Genomic DNA, 1,186 nt, shown 5'->3' with positions numbered 1-1,186 from the left:
ATGCGGGAATGGGCCCGAAACAGCGCACGCAGGGCGTCGTATTGGACGAAGCCGAGCCTGCACGGGCCAACCGAAGAGATGCTGTTGTCGAGTACCTTCAGGTGCAGGCTCTGAATGTCCGGCACATCACCGGGGACGTGGAAGGCCGCGACCTGGCGCTTGCCCGCGAGGGTGGTCTTATACGTGGAGACGAAGCCATCCAGCACCGCAAAACAGCGAGAAGGGCGATCCCCCTCGCGAACGATGTCCTGGTAAGCGTCGAACTGCGCCTCCTGCATCGGCAAGGCGATGAGTGCCGCTCGCTCCTCCTCGGACAGCTTGAAGAGTGCGATGCTCTCCACCTTGCGCAGGATCGGGTTCGGAGTAGACGGGTGGGGTAAATTGGCCATGCACTCTCCTCCTACGAGCGAGAGCGGGACTACCCAGCCGTCGCTTCTTAACATATGTGCTAATTCTTGTCGCGGTTCTGAAGGTAACTGGTCTGAGCTTCCTGGCATGACCCTCGAATGTGCCCGATGCCGCATGCTCTGCAGGTACAGGGCACAGCCCCGGAGGCCTTCAAGCGGATTGAAGACCGCGGAGAGAGGCGCGGATCTTGGAGGGCATTGGAACAAGCCGCTGTGTGCCAATGGCCGGGGCCAACTCATCACCGCGTTTCCACCAGCAGCGTGCCGAACAGCAGCAACGTTAGGAAATTGCGTCGCTGGATCGCCCCTTCGCCTAGTGCATCGTCGAGCATCGCGGCAGCCGCTGAACCTGCGGTTATTCCAGAGACCAGAATACAGGCAAACAGGATCCAGCCAGGGAGGGTCTGGGGCATCGTTTCGGCTACTGCAGCCGGCTTATCCCGGCACTTTCGATCGAACGCCATAGCCTACCGGCACCCTTGATGCCGTCTTTGACTTTAGCATGCGGCGGCCTGACGCATGTTAGTGAGGCGACTGCCGAAACTGTGCATCTTCACGCCGTTGTGAAGGAGAGCCGGTGTGGCGCACTACACGATCGATACCGACGCCGATGACCGGTACGTCGAGGGCGACTACGGCGAGGGCCTGACATGCCACTTTGCGGCCCGGAGCATGGCACTATCCGCACTGCCGGACATGGTTCGAGATAGGATGCCGGTCGGCGACCAAGGCACGTTCCGGGTGATCGTCATTGATTAGAATTGCATGGAGATCTACAC

At 60.4% G+C, this 1,186-nt stretch carries 3 protein-coding genes; 1 reads left to right on the top strand and 2 read right to left on the bottom strand.

The genetic code is table 11. The features are described 5' to 3' along the window. Both FV242_RS33905 and FV242_RS35120 read right to left on the bottom strand, forming a co-directional pair. On the bottom strand, positions 1–389 hold a 389-nt coding region (locus tag FV242_RS33905), incomplete at its 3' end, for a Crp/Fnr family transcriptional regulator (protein WP_147942029.1). Positions 390–646: 257 nt separating this feature from the next. Continuing rightward, the gene (locus FV242_RS35120) at positions 647–820 is read right to left on the bottom strand and encodes a hypothetical protein (protein ID WP_187278686.1); all 174 of its coding nucleotides are present in this window, start codon (positions 818–820) and stop codon (positions 647–649) included. 166 nt (positions 821–986) lie between these two features. On the opposite strand from FV242_RS35120, the gene FV242_RS33900 reads away from it, so the two are divergent. Next, positions 987–1,166 carry a hypothetical protein gene (locus FV242_RS33900; RefSeq protein WP_147942028.1) on the top strand — a complete coding sequence of 60 codons (180 nt, stop codon included), beginning with the start codon at positions 987–989 and terminating at the stop codon, positions 1,164–1,166. Positions 1,167–1,186: the final 20 nt, after the last annotated feature.

The sequence above is a fragment of the Methylobacterium sp. WL64 genome, from assembly GCF_008039945.1.
Taxonomy (GTDB): Bacteria; Pseudomonadota; Alphaproteobacteria; order Rhizobiales; family Beijerinckiaceae; genus Methylobacterium.
Note: the sequence above shows the minus strand (reverse complement) of the source record. Positions and strands in the feature narration are given on the sequence as shown.

Excerpts from the sequence above, each read along its gene's own strand:
- FV242_RS35120 (WP_187278686.1), bottom strand. The coding sequence starts at position 820 with ATGCCCCAGACCCTCCCTGGCTGGATCCTGTTTGCCTGTATTCTGGTC.